The sequence below is a fragment of the Alcanivorax sp. UBA3183 genome (genome assembly GCF_002364155.1).
GTDB classification, from domain to species: domain Bacteria; phylum Pseudomonadota; class Gammaproteobacteria; order Pseudomonadales; family Alcanivoracaceae; genus Alcanivorax; species Alcanivorax jadensis.
In genome coordinates this window covers 59,136-79,942 of the sequence record NZ_DEXN01000013.1, presented here as the reverse complement: position 1 = coordinate 79,942, position 20,807 = coordinate 59,136, and the positions used below count along the sequence as shown (strand labels likewise).

The 20,807-nt window shown below is 59.2% G+C and carries 22 protein-coding genes; 17 read left to right on the top strand and 5 right to left on the bottom strand.

Annotation, left to right across the window (positions count from 1 at the left end; translation table 11 throughout):
- Positions 1 to 220 precede the first annotated feature (220 nt).
- Positions 221 to 1,714 (top strand): cytochrome-c peroxidase, encoded by a 1,494-nt coding sequence (locus tag B3Q33_RS05560; RefSeq protein ID WP_272975435.1) that lies wholly within the window; start codon positions 221 to 223, stop codon positions 1,712 to 1,714.
- Positions 1,715 to 1,984: 270 nt separating this feature from the next.
- On the opposite strand, the gene B3Q33_RS05555 is transcribed toward B3Q33_RS05560, so the two are convergent.
- A complete protein-coding gene (locus tag B3Q33_RS05555; protein WP_272975434.1) occupies positions 1,985 to 2,923 on the bottom strand; it encodes a YgfZ/GcvT domain-containing protein in 939 nt (312 codons plus the stop codon).
- Between the two features lie 236 nt (positions 2,924 to 3,159).
- Here B3Q33_RS05555 and B3Q33_RS05550 point away from each other — a divergent pair, with 236 nt between their 5' ends.
- Positions 3,160 to 3,420, top strand: a complete 261-nt coding sequence (locus B3Q33_RS05550) for a succinate dehydrogenase assembly factor 2 (protein WP_035247568.1) — start codon at positions 3,160 to 3,162, stop codon at positions 3,418 to 3,420.
- Positions 3,386 to 3,781, top strand: coding sequence for a hypothetical protein (locus B3Q33_RS05545; RefSeq protein WP_272975433.1), 396 nt, complete (start codon positions 3,386 to 3,388; stop codon positions 3,779 to 3,781). The genes B3Q33_RS05550 and B3Q33_RS05545 overlap by 35 nt, the downstream gene beginning before the upstream one ends.
- Before the next feature lie 143 nt (positions 3,782 to 3,924).
- Here B3Q33_RS05545 and nadB read toward each other — a convergent pair whose 3' ends face one another.
- Positions 3,925 to 5,520 (bottom strand): L-aspartate oxidase, encoded by a 1,596-nt coding sequence (gene nadB, locus B3Q33_RS05540; RefSeq protein ID WP_272975432.1) that lies wholly within the window; start codon positions 5,518 to 5,520, stop codon positions 3,925 to 3,927.
- A 169-nt stretch (positions 5,521 to 5,689) separates the two neighbouring features.
- On the opposite strand from nadB, the gene rpoE reads away from it, so the two are divergent.
- From rpoE to pdxJ, 12 genes are all read left to right on the top strand, one after another.
- Positions 5,690 to 6,274 (top strand): RNA polymerase sigma factor RpoE, encoded by a 585-nt coding sequence (gene rpoE / locus B3Q33_RS05535; protein WP_035247559.1) that lies wholly within the window; start codon positions 5,690 to 5,692, stop codon positions 6,272 to 6,274.
- 4 nt (positions 6,275 to 6,278) lie between these two features.
- Complete coding sequence (locus B3Q33_RS05530; RefSeq protein WP_035247556.1) at positions 6,279 to 6,845, top strand: sigma-E factor negative regulatory protein; 567 nt, start codon at positions 6,279 to 6,281, stop codon at positions 6,843 to 6,845.
- Between the two features lie 3 nt (positions 6,846 to 6,848).
- Positions 6,849 to 7,814: a MucB/RseB C-terminal domain-containing protein gene (locus B3Q33_RS05525; RefSeq protein ID WP_272975431.1), complete on the top strand. Its 966-nt coding sequence runs from the start codon at positions 6,849 to 6,851 to the stop codon at positions 7,812 to 7,814.
- Positions 7,814 to 8,290, top strand: coding sequence for a SoxR reducing system RseC family protein (locus tag B3Q33_RS05520; RefSeq protein ID WP_035247553.1), 477 nt, complete (start codon positions 7,814 to 7,816; stop codon positions 8,288 to 8,290). The genes B3Q33_RS05525 and B3Q33_RS05520 overlap by 1 nt, the downstream gene beginning before the upstream one ends.
- Before the next feature lie 12 nt (positions 8,291 to 8,302).
- Positions 8,303 to 9,751 carry a DegQ family serine endoprotease gene (locus B3Q33_RS05515; protein WP_272963133.1) on the top strand — a complete coding sequence of 483 codons (1,449 nt, stop codon included), beginning with the start codon at positions 8,303 to 8,305 and terminating at the stop codon, positions 9,749 to 9,751.
- Positions 9,752 to 9,937: 186 nt separating this feature from the next.
- On the top strand, positions 9,938 to 11,737 hold the full coding sequence (lepA, locus tag B3Q33_RS05510; protein WP_035247552.1) for a translation elongation factor 4: 1,800 nt from the start codon (positions 9,938 to 9,940) through the stop codon (positions 11,735 to 11,737).
- Positions 11,737 to 12,528: a signal peptidase I gene (gene lepB, locus B3Q33_RS05505; RefSeq protein ID WP_035247549.1), complete on the top strand. Its 792-nt coding sequence runs from the start codon at positions 11,737 to 11,739 to the stop codon at positions 12,526 to 12,528. Before lepA ends, lepB begins: the two co-directional genes overlap by 1 nt.
- Before the next feature lie 2 nt (positions 12,529 to 12,530).
- The gene (locus B3Q33_RS05500) at positions 12,531 to 12,911 is read left to right on the top strand and encodes a DUF4845 domain-containing protein (RefSeq protein WP_272963132.1); all 381 of its coding nucleotides are present in this window, start codon (positions 12,531 to 12,533) and stop codon (positions 12,909 to 12,911) included.
- Complete coding sequence (gene rnc / locus B3Q33_RS05495; protein WP_272963131.1) at positions 12,908 to 13,594, top strand: ribonuclease III; 687 nt, start codon at positions 12,908 to 12,910, stop codon at positions 13,592 to 13,594. The genes B3Q33_RS05500 and rnc overlap by 4 nt, the downstream gene beginning before the upstream one ends.
- Entirely contained in the window at positions 13,587 to 14,495 is a 909-nt protein-coding gene (gene era, locus B3Q33_RS05490; RefSeq protein WP_272975430.1) for a GTPase Era, read from the top strand. The genes rnc and era overlap by 8 nt, the downstream gene beginning before the upstream one ends.
- 143 nt (positions 14,496 to 14,638) lie before the next feature.
- The gene (gene recO / locus B3Q33_RS05485) at positions 14,639 to 15,301 is read left to right on the top strand and encodes a DNA repair protein RecO (protein ID WP_272963130.1); all 663 of its coding nucleotides are present in this window, start codon (positions 14,639 to 14,641) and stop codon (positions 15,299 to 15,301) included.
- Between the two features lie 238 nt (positions 15,302 to 15,539).
- Positions 15,540 to 16,271, top strand: coding sequence for a pyridoxine 5'-phosphate synthase (gene pdxJ / locus B3Q33_RS05480; RefSeq protein ID WP_035247537.1), 732 nt, complete (start codon positions 15,540 to 15,542; stop codon positions 16,269 to 16,271).
- 350 nt (positions 16,272 to 16,621) lie between these two features.
- On the opposite strand, the gene B3Q33_RS05475 is transcribed toward pdxJ, so the two are convergent.
- From B3Q33_RS05475 to B3Q33_RS05465, 3 genes are read right to left on the bottom strand one after another with little or no spacing between them, the layout of a single operon-like run.
- Positions 16,622 to 17,422, bottom strand: a complete 801-nt coding sequence (locus B3Q33_RS05475) for a DUF4198 domain-containing protein (protein WP_272975429.1) — start codon at positions 17,420 to 17,422, stop codon at positions 16,622 to 16,624.
- Between the two features lie 29 nt (positions 17,423 to 17,451).
- Positions 17,452 to 17,940 carry a DUF2271 domain-containing protein gene (locus B3Q33_RS05470; RefSeq protein ID WP_272963128.1) on the bottom strand — a complete coding sequence of 163 codons (489 nt, stop codon included), beginning with the start codon at positions 17,938 to 17,940 and terminating at the stop codon, positions 17,452 to 17,454.
- A 13-nt stretch (positions 17,941 to 17,953) separates the two neighbouring features.
- A complete protein-coding gene (locus tag B3Q33_RS05465; protein WP_272963127.1) occupies positions 17,954 to 18,562 on the bottom strand; it encodes a PepSY-associated TM helix domain-containing protein in 609 nt (202 codons plus the stop codon).
- A gap of 156 nt (positions 18,563 to 18,718) precedes the next feature.
- Here B3Q33_RS05465 and B3Q33_RS05460 point away from each other — a divergent pair, with 156 nt between their 5' ends.
- Entirely contained in the window at positions 18,719 to 19,429 is a 711-nt protein-coding gene (locus B3Q33_RS05460) for a response regulator transcription factor (RefSeq protein ID WP_272975428.1), read from the top strand.
- Complete coding sequence (locus B3Q33_RS05455) at positions 19,429 to 20,769, top strand: sensor histidine kinase (protein ID WP_272963125.1); 1,341 nt, start codon at positions 19,429 to 19,431, stop codon at positions 20,767 to 20,769. The genes B3Q33_RS05460 and B3Q33_RS05455 overlap by 1 nt, the downstream gene beginning before the upstream one ends.
- The last annotated feature ends 38 nt before the right edge of the window (positions 20,770 to 20,807 follow it).

Sequence of the window (20,807 nt, the reverse complement as noted above, 5' to 3'; positions counted from 1 at the left end):
GGTTCGTACAGCAAAGAGGCCGCGTCCGGTGTTTGGGCGCGGCTTCTTGCGTTTGTGGCTACTGCTACGACCAAGCTGCGGGCTATTCACTGCTCACTAATAACTAGACCCCTTCGACCTCATTGCTGTGAATTTTTATAAATGCCTTGTTTATTGTGTGGGTTTGGTAAAAAATCAGCCCGCAAACAATATGCAATAAATCAAATTTTTGGGGAAAGGGATGATACAGAATCCATGGACGGTCAGTGGGGTACTGGCGTGTCTGTTGCTGCTTGGTGGTTGTGGTGGTGACAGTAATGACAAAGCGCGTTTCCAGCCAACGCTGGATGAGCGAGTGGCCGCAGTAGCACAGCAGCAGGGAATCAGTGGCGACCCGAGTGTGGGCCGGAGCCTACCGGATATTGCGTCGCCCAAGGCGCAGCTGGGCATGCAGCTTTTCTTTAGCAAGGGCCTGGGGGGAGATCTGGATTCCGCTTGTGTTTCCTGTCACCACCCCATGCTGGGTGGCGGTGATGATCTTTCCCTGTCAATTGGCGTGGAAGCAGTTCAGCCGGACTTATTGGGGCCAGGGCGCCTGCATTTAAGCACCGGAACCCATTTTGATGGCGGGCCCACTGTGCCACGTAATGCGCCTTCCACGTTCAATATCGTTTTCTACGATGAAGTGCTGTTTCACGACGGCCGGGTAGAGAGCCTGGACAAGACTGCCGGCCTGAATGGCGCCGGTGGAGGCATCCGCACGCCAGACAGCGCCTTTGGAGTGGCGGACCCGGATGCAGGAGCCAACCTCTCCATAGCTCAGGCTCGTTTCCCGGTAACATCCCCGGAGGAAATGCGCGGTTTCAGCTTTGAGGCTGGCAATAATAATGCCGCGTTGCGTACCCACCTTGAGCAGCGGTTGCGTGGCAGCGATGTTGAGCTCGCGCTAGTAACCAATCAATGGCTGGATGCGTTCCGTCAGGGGTTTGAGCAACCGGCAGCGGATGCAAATACCCTGATCACCTATGACAATGTCGCCGAGGCGCTCGCCAGCTACCAGAACTCTCAGGTGCTGATCGACTCACCCTGGAAAGCTTACCGGGAAGGGGATCTACAGGCGATCAGCGATCAGGCCAAGCGTGGCGCCTTGTTGTTTTATAACAGCAAGGAGCAAGGCGGCGCGGGCTGTGCGGGTTGCCACAGTGGTGATTTCCTGACCGACGAACAGTTCCATGTGGTGGGAATGCCGCAGGTGGGCCGCGGCAAGGGTGATGGTCCGGATGGCAGTGAAGACTTTGGTCGTTTCCGGGAAACCGGTGATGCCGACGACAAATACGCTTTCCGCACGCCACACCTCCTCAACGTGACCGAAACCGGTCCCTGGGGGCATGCTGGTGGTTATACCTCGCTGGAAGCCGTGGTGCGCCATCACCTGAATCCGCAGCAGGCCATCGACAACTTTGATTTCAGCCAGCTGGACCCTGCCGTGCAGGTGAGCAACATGACAGCCAATACCCAGAAGGCACTGGACCAGTTGGCCAGCCTGCGACTGGCGGGCAAGTCACAGCTGCCGGAAGCGGTGTTGAGTGATGAGCAGGTGGATCAGTTGCTGGCGTTCCTGGAGACACTCACCGATCCGTGTGTGAAAGATCGGGATTGCATGGCCAAATGGATTCCGGACAACACCATCTCCGACCCGGATGGATTGCGGCTGCAGGCTCAGTCCACTCTTTAACAAGGCAGAGTGTCGCTTGCGGCGCAATGTGTTGTGGTCAATGCTGCAATCGCGCCGCCAGCGACGCTCCTACGGAAAGGGAAGGGCTGCGCTGATCCAGGTTTCCGTAGGGTGCAGTTCGCCTTAGGCTCAGTGCATCCTACTTGACCGGTTTTCCCTGCTTTACAACGCAAGAGGCCGCGCCCAATGCCTGGGCGCGGCCTCTTGCGTTTACAGCCATAGAAAAGCCGGCTCGCGCCAGCTATCCATTATTAACTATTAATTGAAGTCTCACTCTTTCCAGGGCAACGAATAAGGCAGCGCCCCAAGCTGACTGTCCAGCGCCAGCTCTTCCCGGAACAGCACGCCATCGGTATCTTTTCGCAGCACCACCAGAGCGGCGCCGCCCTGTGAGGTGCGGGCGGCGCTGACTACTTCGCCGGCGGCTTTGCCGTTGCTGTCGCGCAGGGTTTCGCCCGGTGTCAGGTCCACATCGGCACTGTAGTTGATTCGCTGCATGCGCTGCTTGAGCTTGCCCTTGAAGTGCATGCGGGCGACGACTTCCTGGCCGGTGTAGCAGCCTTTCTTGAAGTTCACCCCGGCGGTGACGTCGTAGTTGAGCACCTGGGGCAGGAACAGGTCTTGCGCACCGGGGTAGACCATGCCTTCGCCAGCGTCGATGTCGGCGAGCTGCCAGCCGTTGGCGCCCGTGGTGGCCCGATCAGCGGCCAGGGTCTGCCAGGCGTGCTCGGCGGCGTCCTGCTTGACGAGCAGCAAGGCATGATCGGTAAAGGGGTAGCGCAGCCACAGGCCTTGATCGGTCTCGGCGCTGTTGCCGTGATCGGGGGCACCGGCGGGTAGATTGCCGGCCAGACCCAGCACCACGAGTTCCTGGTCCACGCTGAATTCCACCTTGGCGCGCAGCCGGTATTTCATCAATGCCTTGATCACCGCTTCGCTCAGATCCGCAGGGCACAGCAGCAGGTAATCGTCACCATCGCGGACGATACGTGCACTGACCAGGCCGCGGCCTTTGAGAGTCAGGTGCATGCCGTTGCGGTGGCCCTGTTGATCGACTTCGCGCAGATCACAGGACACCTGGCCCTGCAGATAATGGCCGGCCTCTTCGCCATGGGCGCGGATCACGGCCAGGTGGTCGCAATGACTGAGGTAGGGAGTCTCGGCACTGTTGGCCAAGGCCTGGGCGGCAATGAAATCGGACCAGCTCATGGGGCTCCTGTTATTGCTCGTTTTGCTTGTGATAGAGACGGAAGATCACCGGACATGGTACCTGAATCCGTGCCCGCAGCGTGGCTCTATGAAGCAGGAATTTGCTGTCACTGGCAATTTTTTGATGGTAGAGATTGGCGTCGAGGCTTGATGCTGGAGTCAGTGGGGCAGGTGTTGGATAATGCACGCACGGCGCGGAACGCGGTGCCGCAATTTCTGATCAGGATAATGCAGTAATGAGTCATGATGACCTGAAACGTCAATATCGTTGGCAGTGCCGCCGCGGGGCCTCGGAAGCGGAGGTGGTGCTGTTCGCCTACCTGGACGATCACTTCGATAATGAATCGCCGGAGCATCAGGCCTGGTTCCCGAAGCTGCTCGCCTGTGAAGATGCGGACATGTTCGAGTGGTTTACTCGCCGCAGTGAGCCACAAGACCCGGCCTTGCGCGAGTATGTACGGCATGTCCTTGCTCTGGTCTCCGCGAAAAAAGGTTGAGCTGAATCCCTCTCGCTATCCCGCCAGGATTCGCTGGCTGGCGATGGCGGTGGTGGCACCAGCGGTCTTGCTGGCGCAGGTGCCATGGTGGGCGTCGGCGCTGATGCTGGTGGCGTTGCCGCTGTTGGTATGGGGGTGGCGCCCGGCCCAGCTCGCCCAGATGGAACTCCACGAACAACGCCTTACCCTCATCGGCCGCCACTGGCAGGAACTGGAAAGCCCCCGCCGGGTATTGCGCGCAGGCCCATGGATGGCCATCCAGACCCCCAAAGGCTGGCTGCACCTGTTCGACGATCAGGCCCCTCGGGAGCAATTGCAGCCGTTTTATCAGTGGCTGTGGACCAACAGGAAAAGCAATTGATAGTGGATAATTGAGAATTGATAACTGCGCGAGCCTGACTCGTAGTGATTGAAACGCAAGAGGCCGCGTCCAAAGGTTGGGCGCGGCCTCTTTGCTTTCTGATAATAACTACGCGTGAACGCGCAGTTATCAATTATCCATTATCAATTCAAGTCAGGTGTCAGCACCGTATCCACCGCCTCATCATTCACTCCCGGAAAGTCACGCATGAAATGCAGGCCCCGGCTTTCCTTGCGTTGCATGGCGGAGAGGATGATGAGTTCGGCGATGACGACCAGGTTGCGCAGTTCCAGCAGGTCGTTGCTGATGTGGTAGTTGCTGTAGTACTCGGCAATTTCACTTTTCAGCATGTCCACCCGGTGCTGGGCACGCTGCAGGCGCTTTTCGGTGCGCACGATGCCCACGTAATCCCACATGAAGCGGCGTAGCTCGTCCCAGTTGTGGCTGATTACCACGTCCTCATCGGAGTCGGTGACCTGGGATTCGTCCCATTCCTTGTGCTCGCGGGGTTCCGGTACGCCGGCCAGGGTGGCGCCGATGTGTTCGGCGGAGGCCTTGCCGTAGACCATGCATTCCAGCAGGGAGTTGCTGGCCATGCGGTTGGCGCCGTGCAGGCCTGTGAAACTGGTTTCGCCGATGGCGTAGAGGCCGGGCAGGTCGGTCTGGCCGGTTTCGTTGATCATCACGCCGCCGCAGGTGTAGTGGGCGGCGGGTACCACCGGCATGGGGTCGCGGGTGATATCCAGGCCCAGTTGCAGGCACTTGGCGTAGACGGTGGGGAAATGCTCGATGATGAAATCCGCTGGCTTGTGGCTGATGTCCAGGTACAGGCAGTCGGCGCCCAGGCGTTTCATCTCATGGTCGATGGCGCGGGCCACCACGTCCCGGGGGGCCAGTTCGCCGCGCTCGTCAAAGCGATGCATGAAGCGCTCGCCGCTGGGCAGCAGCAGGTGGCCACCTTCGCCGCGAATGGCCTCGGTGACCAGGAAGCTCTTGGCCTTGGGGTGGTACAGGCAGGTGGGGTGGAACTGCATGAATTCCATGTTGGCCACCCGGCAGCCGGCACGCCAGGCCATGGCGATGCCGTCGCCGGTGGCCACGTCCGGGTTGGAGGTATAAAGGTACACCTTGGAGGCGCCGCCGGTGGCCAGCACCACGGCGCGGGCCAGGATGACATCGGTTTCGCCGGTATCGATATTGTGCACATAGGCGCCACAACAACGTTTTTCGCCGTTGTGCTCCTGCAGGATCAGATCTACCGCCACCCGGTATTCGAAGCGGGTGACATTGGGGCGGTTGCGCACCTGGTCGATCAGGGTGCCGGAGATGGCCTTGCCGGTGGCATCGGCGGCGTGAATGATGCGCCGATGGCTGTGGCCGCCTTCGCGGGTCAGGTGATAAGGCAGGGATCCCTCGTTGTTGCCGGCCAGGCGGGTGAAGTCGACTCCCAGATCAATCAGCCAGCGGATCGCATCGGGGCCGTTTTCCACGGTGTAGCGCACCGCATCGTCATGGCACAGGCCGCCCCCGGCCACGTGCGTATCGGCCACATGGCTTTCCAGGGAATCCTCCTGATCGAGCACCGCGGCGACACCGCCCTGAGCGTAGTAGGTGCTGGCGCTGGTCAGCTCGCCTTTGGATAACAGGGCGATCCGGCAATCATCAGGGAGGCGCAGGGCGGTAGTTAATCCTGCGGCTCCGGAACCAATGATGAGTACATCGTGTCGGAAGGTGGCCATGAACAATCCTTAGAGCGCCTGAACAAATGTTCAAGCAATGTGAAAAGGGCGGTAAAGCGGCCCTATAGTATAGCCGCGACCCTCACACCTGCTACAATGGCCTGCTTTAATTGACTGAAATTTCAGTCATTGCCTTATATCCGCGTTTCGCGAAAGATCCGGGGGATCGGTGTCAGACGAAGAGTTGGTCAAAAAAGCCAAAACCGGCGATCAGCGTGCCTTTGAAGTGCTGGTGCGTAAATATCAGCAGCGTATTTTCGCCCTGATCAGCCGCTATGTGCGTGACTCGGATGAAGTGCAGGACGTGGCCCAGGAAGCCTTTCTTAAAGCCTGGCGTGCCTTGCCCCGTTTCCGGGGTGATAGTGCCTTTTACACCTGGCTTTATCGTATTGCCGTGAATACCGCCAAGAACCATTTGGTGGCCGCCGGTCGGCGGCCGCCCGGCTCTGACCTGGATGCCGCCGAGGCAGAGCAGTACGCCGGTGCAGAAATGCTGCACGAGATTGGAACCCCGGAGTCCCTCGTGTTGTCACAGGAACTGGAGGCAGTCATCCATCGAGCCATCGAAGAGCTGCCCCATGAACTGAAAACTGCCGTGACCCTGCGTGAATTCGAGGGTCTCAGCTATGAGGACATCGCGGCGGTAATGGAATGCCCGGTGGGAACTGTTCGTTCCCGCATCTTCCGGGCCCGGGAAGCAATTGATACAGCTGTGCGCCCGCTTTTGGGCTCCCAGCGTGGCGACAAAGGGTGAGTGTATGAGCAGGGACCTGGAAACACTGTCTGCTTTCCTTGATGGGGAAACCAGCGAGCTGGAAACCCGTCGGGTAATGCGTGATATCGACAATGCCGATCTGGATGCACTGTCTCGTTGGCAGCTTGCCCGGGATGTGATGCATAAGCAGCCATCCACGAGTGTGCCGGCGGGCTTCAACGCCAGCCTGTCTGCGGCATTGGCTGCGGAACAGGCGCCGTCGCGACGTCCGGCCTGGCTGGGTAGCGTGAGCCGCCTGGCGGTGGCCGCGTCCGTGGCTGCGGCTACGGTGGTGGGCTGGCAGAGCTGGGAGGCAACCCAGTCTACCGGTGCTGCGCCGGTGATGGCGTCGGCCCAGGATAGTCGCATGAGCCGTCCGTTTGCGGAGGCGTCGCTGGTATCCCGGTCTTTTAATGGCACCACTCCAGTGGCGACACCGGCAGCTCAGGTCCAGCCCCGTGGCAATGACATGCTGCTGCGGCATAGCGAGTTTGCGGCCCGCAACAGTGGCCAGGGGATGATGCCTTTTGCTCGCCTGGTCAGCATGGACGCACGCAGTGGAGCCCGCTAACGGATGATGCTGCGCGCACTCGCTCTTTCCCTGTCTCTTTGTACGCCCCTGGTGGCGCTGGCGGATGATTCGTCGGCGCACAACCAGCTCCAGGCCATGGCCGAGGCCAACCGTTCCCTGAATTACACCGGTCGCTTTCTTTACCAGTTCGGTGCTGAAATCAGCACCATGGAAGTCAGCCATGCGGTTATCGATGGTCGACAGTACCAGCGCCTGACCCATCTTGATGGGCGCCTGGTGGAAGTGATTCGCCGTGGCGATGAGGTGCTCTGTCTGCACCCGGATCGCAGTCTCACCCGTCTTAATAGTCAGCAAGCCGGCCCCCTGGCATTGGGTGATCGCCTGGCCAGTGATCTGCCGGAACAGTACAACATCCTGGTGGATGGCGATGGCCGGGTAGCGGGCCGCCATGCCACGCGCATGCGGGTGGCGCCGCTGGATACCCATCGTTACGGTTATCGTCTGTGGCTGGATCAGGAATCCCGCCTGCTGCTCAAATCCGAAATCGTGGATGGGAGTGGTGTCGCCCTGGAGCGGGTGGAATTTGTCACTCTCACCTTGTCGCCGCAGCTGGGCCTCGACCATTTCGCTGTGCCGGAAGCTCGCCATGAAAAGGCACTGGCCCCGGTGGCCGAGTCTCACCCTTCCATGAAACTGGCGGTTACCCCTGAGTGGTTACCGGCCGGTTTCCGGGCCATGAAGCAGGATTGGCGGCAGGCGGCAACGGATCGCGCGCCGGTGGCGGCCCGTGGTTTCAGTGATGGCCTGGCGGCCTTTACGGTGTTCGTGGAAGCCATTGGCGAGAACAGCGTGGAAGAGGGTGTCAGCCGGGTTGGACCTACGGTAGCGGTAAGCCGCCGCCTGGCCGCCCCCAGCGGTGTTTATCTGGTGACCCTGGTCGGTGAAGTGCCGCAGAGTACGGCGCTGCGCGTGATCGATGGCATCAGCGTCAGGGATAGTCAACCGTAATGCTGCTGGAGCAGGGCACAGTGGTAGCGGTGGAAGCCGAGGCCATTTGGGTTGAGACTGTGCGTGCCTCAACCTGCGGCGCCTGTAAGGCCAAGGCCGGATGCGGCCACCATCTTGTCAATCAACAGCAGAGCGGGCAGCGTGCCCACCTGCGTGTTCCTGTTTCTTCCCGTGAGATTCATCAGGTCGGCGATACGGTGCAACTGGCACTGCCGGAAGGCGCGCTCATGCGAGGCGCCCTGTGGGTCTATGGCCTACCGCTGGCTCTTCTGGTCGGCGGGGCTGTGCTGGGGACGTTGCTGCCGGTGACGGCATTTGATGCATCGGCCCTGTTTGGCATGGGCGGTCTGGTGTTGGGGTTTGTCATCAACCGTGTACTGAGCCGAAGCGCGAGCCATAATCGGGCTTATCAGCCGTATCTGGTGACATCCGGGGACGACGGTTGCCAGGCGGTTGTGGTGCAGCCTGCAAAATAAAAGGAGAGCCCAATGAGCGGATTTCAGCGAGTGGCGATACTGTGTCTGGTGATTTTCACGGGCCTGTTGGTGGCCTGTACCGAGCCGGATAGCAAGGCCTCCCGGGAGCGGGCGGAACCGCTGGTAACCGGTCTGCCGGATTTCACCCGCCTGGTGGAGAAAGAAGGCCCGGCGGTGGTGAATATCAGCACCATTACTCGTCAGAGTGAAGAATCTGTTCGCGATCAGCTTGATCAATTGCCGGAATTATTTCGTCGCTTTTTTGAACAGTTCGGCGGTGAAGAGGGCGTGCCCTCCATGCCGCAGGAGCGAGAGGCCCGTTCACTGGGGTCCGGCTTCATCATTTCCGCGGATGGCTATGTACTGACCAATAACCATGTGGTGGCCGAGGCGGATGAAATCATTGTACGTCTGCAGGATCGCCGTGAGCTGAAGGCCGAGCTGATCGGCGCCGACGAACAGAGCGATCTGGCTCTGCTGAAGCTGGACGGTGAAGATCTGCCGGTGGTGAATATCGGCTCCTCCGACGATCTCAAGGTCGGCGAGTGGGTGCTGGCCATCGGTGCGCCTTTCGGCTTTGACAGCAGTGTCACCGCCGGGATTGTCAGCGCCAAGGGCCGCAGCCTGCCCAATGACAGCTATGTGCCCTTTATTCAGACCGATGTGGCCATCAACCCGGGCAACAGTGGCGGCCCGCTATTTAACCTGAGTGGTGAAGTGGTGGGCATCAATTCCCAGATCTTCAGTCGCTCCGGTGGCTACATGGGGGTCAGTTTTGCCATTCCCATTGATATGGCCATGGATGTGGTCAGCCAGATCAAGGAGTACGGCAAGGTTAGCCGTGGCTGGCTCGGGGTGCTGATTCAGGAAGTGGATCGTGATCTGGCGGAATCTTTCGGGCTGGATCAGCCGAAAGGGGCGCTGGTCTCCCAGGTGCTGGAAGACTCCCCCGCTGAGGCGGCCGGTATCCAGGCCGGTGACATTATTGTCTCGTTCAACGGCGAAACCATCTATCGCTCCTCCGAGCTGCCTCGCTGGGTTGGTCGGGTGAAACCGGAAACGGATGCCGACATGGTGGTCATTCGTGACGGTAAGGAAAAGAAACTGGAAGTGACTATCGGCCTGCTGCCGGACGACCCGGAGATGGCCCTGCGTGGTGCTGCCGGCCAGGCTGCGCCGGATGGCGCCAATGCCCTGGGGCTGAAAGTGCGCGCTGCCAGCGCCGCCGAACTGAGCCGCCTGGATCTGAAAGCCGGGGTGATCGTCGCCGAGGTGGGGGACGGCCCAGCCGCGAAGGCAGGCATTGCCAGTGGGGATATTCTGGTGACGCTGAACAATAAAGCGGTGAATGACCCGGAATCCTTCAGTGAGGTGGTGGCGGGCCTGCCCGAGAGCGGCACCGTTGCCGCTCTGATCAACCGGGACGGCAACCCCCGTTTCCTGCCCATCAAGCTGCCCTGAGGCTGACTGTTGTTGGAGCTATGCTTGCATGGCGAATCGGGCCTCGGCCCCTTCCCATGCAAGTGCTCCTGATGCCCTGGTGGGCCCAGGATCACCAACCCCCGTGCAACCCCCTCCCGTTCAGGCTAGAATCGCGCCCCACTGCGTGCCGTTTTCCCGGCAACCCTCTTTTGTGCAACAGGCCCTATGACTGACATCAAGAATATTCGCAACTTCTCCATCATCGCCCACATCGACCATGGCAAATCCACCCTGGCGGACCGCTTCATCCAGGTCTGCGGGGGGCTGACCCAGCGCGAGCTGAAAGAGCAGGTGCTCGATTCCATGGAGCTGGAGCGTGAGCGGGGCATCACTATCAAGGCCCAGAGCGTGACGCTCTATTACAAGGCCCGGGATGGGGAAACCTACCAGCTGAATTTCATTGATACCCCGGGCCACGTGGATTTCTCCTATGAGGTATCCCGTTCCCTGTCTGCCTGTGAAGGGGCCTTGCTGGTGGTGGATGCGGCCCAGGGCGTAGAAGCCCAGTCGGTGGCCAACTGCTACACCGCCATCGAGCAGGACCTGGAAGTGCTGCCGGTGCTCAACAAGATTGACCTGCCTCAGGCAGAGCCGGATATGGTGATCAACGAGATCGAAGAGATCATCGGCCTGGATGCCCACGATGCTTGCCGGGTGTCCGCCAAGACCGGGGTTGGCGTGGATGACCTGCTGGAGCAGCTGGTGGAGCGCATTCCCGCCCCGGAAGGCGAGCGGGAAGGGAATATGCAGGCGCTGATCATTGATTCCTGGTTCGACAACTATCTGGGTGTGATTTCCCTGGTGCGTATGAAGCATGGCCGCCTGAAGAAGGGTGACAAGATTCTGGTGAAATCCACCGGCCAGACCCATGTGGTGGATCAGCTCGGCATCTTTACGCCAAAACGGACCGAGACCAAACACCTGGAAGCCGGGGAAGTGGGCTGGGTGAGCGGCAGCATCAAGGATATTCATGGCGCACCGGTGGGCGATACCCTGACCCTGGCCAAGACCCCGGATGTACCGGCGCTACCGGGCTTCAAGAAAGTGAAACCGCAGGTGTATGCGGGTATGTTCCCGGTCAGTGCCGATGATTACGAAGACTTCCGTGATGCGCTGGCAAAGCTGACCCTCAACGATGCCTCGCTGTTCTATGAACCGGAAACCTCCGATGCCCTGGGCTTCGGTTTCCGGGTCGGCTTTCTGGGCATGCTGCACATGGAGATCATCCAGGAGCGCCTGGAGCGCGAATACGACCTGGACCTGATCACCACCGCCCCCACGGTGGTCTATGAAATCATGCAGGTCGATGAAAGCGTGCTTTACGTGGATAACCCCTCAAAGCTGCCGGACGCCAACAAAATTGAGGAATTCCGTGAGCCCATCGCCCGCGTCAACATCCTGGTTCCCCAGGAGTTTGTGGGCAATGTGATTACCTTGTGCGTGGAGCGCCGGGGCTCACAGATCAACATGCAGTATCTGGGCAAACAGGTGGCGCTGACCTACGACATTCCCATGGCCGAAGTGGTGCTGGATTTCTTCGACCGCATCAAGTCCGTGAGTCGGGGTTTTGCCTCTATGGATTATGCCTTCGAGCGCTTTGAAGCCACCAAGCTGGTGCGGGTGGATGTACTGATCAACGGTGACAAGGTGGATGCTCTGGCAATGATCTGTCACCTGGACCAGTCCGCCTATCGTGGCCGGGCTCTGTGCGAAAAGATGAAGGAACTGGTGCCGAGGCAGATGTTCGATGTGGCTATTCAGGCGGCCATCGGCAACAAGGTCATCGCCCGCCAGACAGTCAAGGCGTTGCGCAAGAACGTGACCGCGAAGTGCTACGGCGGTGACGTATCGCGTAAGAAAAAGCTGCTGCAGAAACAGAAAGAAGGTAAGAAGCGCATGAAGCAGGTGGGGAATGTGGAAATCCCCCAGGAAGCGTTCCTTGCAGTACTCAAGGTGGATGATTGATGGATATCGATATTGGTTTCTGGCTTTCCCTGGCGCTGCTGTTCACTGTTTCGGTCTGGGTGATCGACAAGATCTTTAAGCTCAAGCAGAAAGGCGGGCGTGTGGAAGGGGCGGTAGAAACCTCTAATTCCCTGATTTCCGTTTTCTTCGTTGTGCTGGTAATTCGCTCCTTCATCATTGAGCCATTTACCATCCCGTCCGGCTCCATGCTGCCGACCCTACAGGTGAACGACTTCATTCTGGTGAACAAATTCGCTTACGGCCTGCGCCTGCCGGTGACCAACACCAAGATTGTCGAGACCGGCGAGCCCCAGCGTGGCGATGTTCTGGTATTCAAATTTCCGGAAAATCGCAGCCAGAACTTCATCAAACGAGTGGTCGGGCTGCCTGGTGATAGCGTGCAGGTCAAAGATAACGTGGTCACGGTCAATGGCGAACCGGTGACGCGTGAGTTGGCACGGGAGTGGGAAGGCTCCGGTGCCTGGCGGCGCGAGTATGTAGAGCAGCTCGGTGATAGTCGTCATCTGATATGGCAGGAAGGCAAGATTAACCCCTTCACCGGCCGCAAAGTGCCACAGAGCCGGACCCAAGGTGAATGGCAAGTCCCAGAAGGTGCCTACTTTGTGATGGGCGACAACCGGGATAACAGTAACGACAGCCGATTCTGGGGTATAGTCCCGGAAGAGCTGGTAGTGGGTGAGGCTTTCCTGATCTGGATGCACTGGAAGCCGATCTTCTCGATACCCAGTTTTTCTCGTAATGGCGCCATAGACAAGGTGGAGGCGAACTAAAAATGATGACAATGCCATCACAACAACGCGGGATTTCAATGATTGGCTGGGCAGTGATTCTGCTTGTTGCCGTTGTATTGGGTACGGCAGCTCTGCGGATGGTGCCCGCCTACATGGAACACAACACAATATCTTCATCAATCAAGTCCCTGATGCAGGATAGCAAGACCGCGTTAATGTCACCCAATGAAGTGCGCGAAGCTCTGAGAAAACGGTTTAAAATCAACCAGGTTAATGTGATCAGCGCCAACGATCTTGCAATCAGCAAGGATAGCGGGATCCTTAAAATCAGTACTGATTACGAGGTTCGCGAACCTATGTTCTACAACGTCAGTATCGTGATGACCTTTCAGGACGAGTTCAGCAAAGACGTTCGCCAGTGAATAATGATCTCGACAGGTTGATGGCCCGGCTGGGCTATCGTTTCAATGATATTGAATTGCTGGCACTGGCACTGACCCATCGCAGTGTCAGCCGCCACCGTAACTACGAACGCCTGGAATTTCTCGGTGACGCCCAGCTCGGGCAGATCATTTCCATTGCCTTGTTTGAGCGCTTTCCGGATGCAGCAGAAGGGCAACTCACCCGGATGCGGGCGTCCCTGGTGCGGGGCCAGACCCTGGCCTTGGTGGCGCGGGAGCTGGGCCTGGGAGATTATCTGGTACTGGGCGGTGGCGAACTGAAAAGTGGTGGTTTTCGCCGCGATTCCATTCTTGCGGATTCTCTGGAAGCGATAATCGGCGCCATCCTGCTGGATGGCGGCGAGGCACCCTGCCGGGAAGTGGTGCTGGACTGGTTTGATGAACGGCTGCAGATCATCACCCCGCAGAGTGCCCAGAAAGACGCTAAAACCCGCCTGCAGGAATGGCTGCAGGCCCGCAAATTCGAATTGCCTACCTACCAGGTCACCCAGGTGGAGGGTCTCGCTCCCGCGCAGACCTTTGAAGTGACCTGTGAACTGGAGCAGATGCAACAAACCTTCAAGGCCCAGGGAGCCAGTCGCCGCAAGGCCGAACAGCAGGTCGCGGCCACTGTCCTGAGCTGGCTGGAGCAGCAGTATGACTGACGTAACACCGACCCGTTGCGGGATGATCTCCATCGTTGGGCGGCCCAACGTGGGTAAATCTACCCTGATGAATCACCTGATCGGGCAGAAGGTCAGCATTACCTCGCGCAAGCCGCAAACCACCCGTCACCGTATTCACGGTATCCATACCCGTGACAACTATCAGATTATCTTTGCCGATACCCCTGGCATTCATACCGGTCAGGATCGGGCGCTTAATCGAGCCATGAACGAAGCTGCAGTCTCTACTCTCAGCGGTGTGGATGTGGTGTGCATGATGGTGGATGGTCTCAAGTGGACGCCGGGCGATGAGTACGTGCTGTCGCTGTTGCCCGCACATCCGGAAATGCCGGTGCTGCTGATCATCAACAAGGTGGACAGCCTGGATGACAAGGCCCAGTTGCTACCACACATTGAAGCGCTTACCGAGCGTTATCCCTTTGATGCGGTGATACCGGTGTCGGCGCTCAAGGAACAGAACCTGATGGAGCTGGAAAAGGCGCTGGTCGAGCGCTTGCCGGAAGGGGAGTTCTGGTACGACGAAGATCAGCTCACCGACCGCAGCCTGCGCTTCATGGCGGCAGAAATTATTCGTGAAAAAGTGGTGCGCCAGCTGGGCCAGGAACTGCCCCATCAGGTGAGCGTGGAAGTGGAGATGTGGGAAGATGGTCCCCGTGTCACCGAAGTTTCTGCGGCGATCCTGGTGGAGCGTCGTGGCCAGAAAAAGATTCTCATCGGTGACGGTGGTGACCGCATCAAACAGATCGGCACTCAGGCACGGGAAGACATTGAACGCCTGATTGATCGCAAGGTGATGCTGAATCTGTGGGTGAAGATCAAGGCGGGCTGGTCCGACGACGCGCGGGCGTTGCGCTCGCTTGGCTATGACGAACGGAATTGAGCGACGAGCTTCTAGCTACGAGCTGCTAGAAAAACATTGTGTTTGGCTTTATGCGAAGCACCATCCTGAAAGCTAGAAGCTAGAAGCTAGAAGCTAGAAGCTAGAAGCTAGAAGCTAGAAGCTAGAAGCTAGGAGCTTTTCCCGTGAACCCCACCCTGCAACCGGCCTGGCTGTTACACCGCCGGCCCTTCCGCAACACCAGCCTGATCGTGGAGCTGTTTGTGCCCGCGCTGGGCCGTGTGGGGGCGGTGGTGCGAGGCGGTCGCAAGGATCCGTTGTTGGCACCCTTTACTCCCCTGTGGATCGAACTGAAAAGCGCCGGCGAACTTTACAGCTTTCGTGGCTGCGAACCTCGTGGCCCGCGCCTGGCCCTGCAAGGCAAGCCTCTGTACTGCGGCTTTTATCTGAACGAACTCCTGACCCGTCTGTTGCATCGGGACGACCCACACCCGGAGCTTTGGCCGCTTTACGAACAGGCGCTCAATGCGCTGGCGGAAGGGCAATGGCTGGATGTGGCCCTGCGGCAGTTCGAGTTGGGACTGGTGGAGGAAATGGGCTACGGCATCGCACTGGGGTACGATATTCACGGCGAGGCATTGCGCCCAGACGGATACTACCTGCTGGATCCTCAGCAGGGCCTGTTGCCCGCCCAGGAGGGTTATCACGGCAACGACTTACTGGCCATCGTCAACGGCGACTGGCAACCGTCAGCCCGTAAAACCGCCCTCCACCTGTGCCGGGCGTTATTGGCCCCGCACCTGGGGGACAAACCTCTGAAAAGCCGTGAGCTGTTTCGTGAGAAATGAATAATGAGCTACAAGCCACAACGCAAACCAGGCTGAAGCTATTCTGTGGCCCCTTTGTCACGGTTTATGATGCATTTTTCCAGCCGTTTTTTCTAAGGTGTATGGTTTTGTAGGAGCCCATGCTTGCACGGCGAACAGATTTTGGTAGCGCGGAGCACAGACAGTTTCGATTGGCACAAAACTGACTCGCGTTGTAGCTTGAAGCTTGTAACTTGCAGCTGATTTTTTGAGGAATTCCATGTCCAGAGTATTGCTCGGCGTTAACATCGATCACATCGCCACCCTGCGCCAGGCCCGTGGCACCCGTTATCCGGAGCCGGTGCAGGCTGCGCTGGTAGCGGAGCAGGCGGGGGCGGATGGAATTACTGTGCATCTGCGCGAAGACCGCCGCCACATCAATGACCGCGACGTGGAGCTGCTGGCGCAGACCCTGCAGACTCGCATGAACCTGGAAATGGCTGCCACCGAGGAAATGGTCGCCATTGCCTGTCGCATCAAGCCGCCCCATTGCTGCCTGGTGCCGGAAAAGCGCGAAGAGCTGACCACAGAAGGTGGGTTGGACGTGGTGGGTAACCAGGCGTGGATTGCCCAGTGCTGCCAGCGCCTGGGGCAGGCGGGCATTGATGTGTCCCTGTTTATCGATGCGGACCCGGCGCAAATCCGTGCCGCCCGGGAATGTGGTGCGCCCACCATCGAAATTCATACCGGCCATTACGCCGATGCGACGGACCCGGCCAGCGAGCAGCAGGAACTGGCGAAAATCCGAGATGGTGTTGCCTATGCGCTGGAGCAAGGCCTGGTGGTGAACGCCGGCCATGGTCTGCATTACCACAACACTCTGCCCATCGCCGCTATTCCCGGCATCAACGAACTGAACATTGGCCACAGCATCATCGCCCGGGCCGTGATGTCCGGGCTGGATGACGCGGTGCGCACAATGCGGGATCTGCTTGACGGGGTTAACCGCTAGCTAGGAGCGTTGGATCGGAAAACGTCGGAAAGCTGCAGGACTTCGTCATCTGTACAAAGCTGCTGTAGGAGCGTCGCTGGCGGCGCGATTAGCGCTCTACGGTGGCTAATTAACGGAATCTCTCGAGCTCTGGGATCCCTGATCGTCCTGCGGACGATTTCCTTGTTGCGCAAGGTTCGCGGCCCAAGCTCCGTATTCGCTACGCTCACCCTTCGTGGCGACCTACGGTCGTTACTCCGCTACGCTACGTTCCTGCAGCGGCTTCGTAGAAGCATTAGGGATAATATCGCGGACAGGGTACGGGCCGTCAGGCTCGGCCCCTACCGCGTTGTAGCTTGCAGCGCATCTCTTCACATCGGCAACACTTCCACCGTCCCCAGATACTGCAGCCGTCGCTGATCGGCTTTCTTGTTGCTGACCTTGTCATCAGAGCTGGCGGCTTCCAGGTAGTAGCGGCCGGCCTGGGGCCAGGTGATGGACAGCATGCCCTTGTCGTCGCTGGTTACGATCCAGTTGTCCTGGCTGTCGCGGTAGCGGGTACCACCGGGGACCAGTTCCATTTCCACATCAGAGGCTGGTTCGCCGTCCACCAGCAGGCGCCACTGTGCGGTTTCACCGGCGTACAGGTCGTTAGGGTGAGTGAGCATTTCCAGTTCCATGCCCTTGCCGGTGGGCCGGATGGCCGTCGGGGCGCCCAGGGTAACTACGGTTTCCAGGCGGTTATGGACTTCGCTCAGTGTTACGTCGCTGGCATTGTCCGGCAGTTGGGCAAGCAGCTTGTCCGCATCCATGCCGCGGGCGCGTTTACGTTCACCGTCCACCTGGTACATCAGCAAATAACCGGGCCTGGCCACCGCGATACGGTAGCTACCGGGTTTGTTCAGTTTCACATCGAAGACACTGCGACGATGTCCTTCGAGCCGGTTCTCCACGGTGGCGGCCTTGCCATCGGGTCCGGTTACTTCCAGGTTGTCCAGCGGGTAGGCGCGTTCCACGCCGAAGATTTCGTTGGAAATGCTGGCATCCACGGTGACCCATTGCGGTTCGGAGACACTGGTGTGGCTGGGTAGCAGCCAGAGTTTGTGAGCCTGGGCCGGCAGAGCCATTGCCAGTAGCGATAGCATGCCGATGCGTTTTAGCGTGATGTTCATGGCGCTTATCCTTTTCAGTTTATTGGGCTTCAGGGTCTTACGCTGAGCGTGACGGTGCCCAGCTCACTGGTACCGTTAACCTGTTGTTGCTGGTGGTTGCTGGCCGGCCACTGGAAAGGCAGGCGTACTACTTCCCTGCCGCCCACTTCACGGGAGGCCTCGACTACCAATTGGTACTCACCCGCGGGCAGTTTCTGCAGGCTTTGCAACTCGCTGAAATCCATTTGGTGCTTGCCGGGGCTGCGGGTGGCGCCGGTGAGGCCGTCATAGGGCTTTTGCTGGCCCCGGCCGGTGCGACGCCACCACTGGCGGATATCCTTGAGCCACTTTTCCTGATCGTCGTACCACAGACCCAGAGGCACGATGGTGCTGCGGTCGGCGTTTTCCACCCAGAAGGCCACGTAGGGGGCGTGGTATTCCGCCACCCGCAGCCGGGGGACTTCTACCTCTACCTGGAAGGTGTCGGCGCTGGCGTAACTGGCCAGCAGGGAAAACAGTGCGAGAGGAAGTAAACGCATAGGGCTGTCCTTGTTAATGCATGAAAACCACGATCAGCAGCCAGGGCAGCACCAGCCCGGCCAGGGTGACCGGCCAGGTGGCCGGGCGTCGTTTGGCATGAAGCATCATCAGCCCCAGACCAGTGAGCGAGAACAGCAGGCTGGCCACGGCAAAGATGTCGATAAACCAGGACCAGGCGATGCCGGTATGGCGCCCTTTGTGCAGGTCGTTGAAAAACGCGATCCAGCCCCGGTCGGTCTGCTCGGCCAGCACCGAGCCATCATCAAGATCAATGGCCAGCCAGGCGTCTCCGCCGGGCCGTGGCAAGGCCAGATAGACTTCCCCGGCCGACCATTCGGCGGTCTTGTCACCGGTGCGGATCTGCATCTCCTGGTCCAGCCAGTCGCGCACCGGAACGGGTAGGGGGCCCTCCTGGTGAAGACTCAGTGCTTCCAGTAGAGGGGCGGGCAGGGAGGCTTCCTCTTCCCGGATAGTCGGGTCGGCGCTGATGGCACTGGCGTGGTTAAGCGTGATCCCGGTGATGCTGAACAGCAGCAGACTGATCAGGCAAAGGGCCGAGGTAATCCAGTGCCACTGGTGGAGCTGTTTCAACCAGAAGGCTTTGCGTTTCTTGTTCACCACGGAAAGGGCTCGGCATATTTCGGTGGCAGGGATGGTAATGAGAATGGTTATTTTTAAACAGCCGTAAGGGTGTAAAGAATGTAAGGGGTGCTGGTGCAAGTGAATTAAGTTCAAATAATTCTGGATTTGTTAAATGATAATTTTTATCATTCGCGAATGAATGCTGTTGCCCAAATTCCCTCCCGTTTGCTGGTCATCGAAGATGATGCTGTGCTCAGTGCGCATCTCCATGATTTCCTGTCCGAGCGCCGATACCAGGTCACCCTCTGTGCGGATGGCACCCTGGGGCTGGCGGCGGCGTCCTCCGGCGACTTTGATCTGGTATTGCTGGATATTCTGTTACCCGGGCTGAATGGCCTGGAGTTGCTGGGCCAGCTTCGCCACAGGAGCCCGGTGCCGGTGATCGTGGTGTCTGCTCTTGGCGATGAGCAGGCAAGGATTCAGGGGCTGATCGGCGGGGCGGATGACTATCTGCCCAAGCCGTTCAGCATGGCGGAATTGGCGGTGCGGGTAGAGGCGGTGCTGCGCCGGGTCAGCATGGAGCGACACCGGACGGTGTCGTCGAATTCGGTAGGTGGATTGGTTCTGGAAGAGCCGTCCGAGACTGCCTGTTATCGCCAGCGTGACCTGGGGCTGACCACCACGGAATTTCGTTTGCTGCAGGTGCTGCTGGAGCACCATGACCAGGTATTGAGCAAACCCTTCCTTTACCAGACGGTGTTGTACCGGGGCTGTGGTCGCCACGATCGCAGCCTGGACCTGCATGTGAGCCATCTGCGTCGCAAGTTGCGGGATGCCGGCGCGCCGGAATCCTCTGTTCGCACCGTTTGGGGCCAGGGATATACCCTGATCACCGAGCACCTGTGATGCTGGGGCGACATTCCCTGTTGTGGCGGCTGGCGTTGCTGCTGATGGTGACGGCGGTGTGCACCGTGACGCTCAGCGACTGGCTCAACCGTACTCTCAGCAGCCGTGCCCTGTTGCTCAGCGACGAGGCAAAAAGCGCCCTGCGCGGTTATGCCGCCGATGCAGAGCAGGCCTGGTTGGAGAACGGTGCAGCGGGGGTGGAGCACTGGATTGCTGCCATGGGTGATCGCGAACCCGGTAACATCATGGTAGTCAGCCAGGATGATCAGTCACTCAGTGGTATTCCCCTGACGGAATCAGAACGGGCCGGCCTGCGGTTTCAACGGGGTCTGGAATGGCGGATGAGTTTTCGCTATCGCTCCATGCCCTATATCGGTGTCCCTTTCCCCAAAAGCCCGGAGCAGGGCAGTCTGGTGATGCAACTCCCGCCCCGTTACATGCCCGGCCAGGACTGGCCACTCTGGAAGTCTTTGTTGATGGTGGGGCTACCAGCGTTGGTGGCACTGATACTGGGGCTGCTGCTGTTCTGGCGTGTGCGTGTGCCGCTGCGGGAATTGCAGCATCAGGTGCTGCAGTTCAAGGATGATCCGCAGGCCCGGGTTCAGCCCTCGCTGAGCCACCGTCGTGACGAATTCGGCGATGTGGCTCGCAGTGTCAATCACATGGCCGAGCAGGTGTCGGCTATGCTGGCCACCCAGCGGCAGCTTCTCAACGATATGTCCCATGAGCTACGCACGCCACTCAGTCGTCTGGCGGTGGCGCTGGAGAGTAATCTGGATGAGGCGGGGCTACGGCAGCGGGTGGCGCGTGAGCTGGTGCAGATGCGTACCCTGGTCAACGATACGCTTACCCTGGGTTGGCAGGATACGGAATCCGGTGACGGTGGGCAGGAGCCGATCTCGTTACTGGCCCTCTGGGATGTGGTGAGCGACAACGCCGCCTTCGAAAGTGGCTGGCTCCAGTCACGCTTTCCCTGTGATCTTCCTGCCGATGCGCAGGTCCGCGGTAATCTCAATGCGCTGGCCCAGGTACTGGAAAATCTGGTGCGCAATGCGGTGCGTTATTCTCCGGCGGAGGGGCGGATTTCCCTGTCAGGAACCCGGGAGGGGGACTGGTGGCACCTGTGGGTCACTGATCAGGGGCCAGGTGTGCCTGCGAATCGTCTGGAAGACATCTTTGCACCTTTCGTCCGTCTAGACAGTGCCCGTGCCGGCAACAGTGGTTTCGGGCTGGGGTTGAGCATTGCCTTTCGCTCCGTGCAGTGGCTTGGTGGCCAACTGTGGGCAGAAAACGCCGACCCTGGGCTGCGGGTCCATCTGCGATTGCCGGCGGCTGTATAGTTTGTAAATCTCCTTTATATGCAAACAAGAATCAATAT

Excerpts from the sequence above, each read along its gene's own strand:
- nadB (WP_272975432.1), bottom strand. The coding sequence starts at position 5,520 with ATGGCCACCTTCCGACACGATGTACTCATCATTGGTTCCGGAGCCGCA.
- B3Q33_RS05520 (WP_035247553.1), top strand. The coding sequence starts at position 7,814 with ATGCTGCTGGAGCAGGGCACAGTGGTAGCGGTGGAAGCCGAGGCCATT.
- lepB (WP_035247549.1), top strand. The coding sequence starts at position 11,737 with ATGGATATCGATATTGGTTTCTGGCTTTCCCTGGCGCTGCTGTTCACT.
- B3Q33_RS05525 (WP_272975431.1), top strand. The coding sequence starts at position 6,849 with ATGATGCTGCGCGCACTCGCTCTTTCCCTGTCTCTTTGTACGCCCCTG.
- B3Q33_RS05455 (WP_272963125.1), top strand. The coding sequence starts at position 19,429 with ATGCTGGGGCGACATTCCCTGTTGTGGCGGCTGGCGTTGCTGCTGATG.
- B3Q33_RS05560 (WP_272975435.1), top strand. The coding sequence starts at position 221 with ATGATACAGAATCCATGGACGGTCAGTGGGGTACTGGCGTGTCTGTTG.
- B3Q33_RS05530 (WP_035247556.1), top strand. The coding sequence starts at position 6,279 with ATGAGCAGGGACCTGGAAACACTGTCTGCTTTCCTTGATGGGGAAACC.
- B3Q33_RS05500 (WP_272963132.1), top strand. The coding sequence starts at position 12,531 with ATGATGACAATGCCATCACAACAACGCGGGATTTCAATGATTGGCTGG.
- B3Q33_RS05550 (WP_035247568.1), top strand. The coding sequence starts at position 3,160 with ATGAGTCATGATGACCTGAAACGTCAATATCGTTGGCAGTGCCGCCGC.
- B3Q33_RS05470 (WP_272963128.1), bottom strand. The coding sequence starts at position 17,940 with ATGCGTTTACTTCCTCTCGCACTGTTTTCCCTGCTGGCCAGTTACGCC.
- B3Q33_RS05545 (WP_272975433.1), top strand. The coding sequence starts at position 3,386 with ATGTCCTTGCTCTGGTCTCCGCGAAAAAAGGTTGAGCTGAATCCCTCT.
- pdxJ (WP_035247537.1), top strand. The coding sequence starts at position 15,540 with ATGTCCAGAGTATTGCTCGGCGTTAACATCGATCACATCGCCACCCTG.
- era (WP_272975430.1), top strand. The coding sequence starts at position 13,587 with ATGACTGACGTAACACCGACCCGTTGCGGGATGATCTCCATCGTTGGG.
- lepA (WP_035247552.1), top strand. The coding sequence starts at position 9,938 with ATGACTGACATCAAGAATATTCGCAACTTCTCCATCATCGCCCACATC.
- B3Q33_RS05475 (WP_272975429.1), bottom strand. The coding sequence starts at position 17,422 with ATGAACATCACGCTAAAACGCATCGGCATGCTATCGCTACTGGCAATG.
- B3Q33_RS05515 (WP_272963133.1), top strand. The coding sequence starts at position 8,303 with ATGAGCGGATTTCAGCGAGTGGCGATACTGTGTCTGGTGATTTTCACG.
- B3Q33_RS05460 (WP_272975428.1), top strand. The coding sequence starts at position 18,719 with ATGAATGCTGTTGCCCAAATTCCCTCCCGTTTGCTGGTCATCGAAGAT.
- B3Q33_RS05555 (WP_272975434.1), bottom strand. The coding sequence starts at position 2,923 with ATGAGCTGGTCCGATTTCATTGCCGCCCAGGCCTTGGCCAACAGTGCC.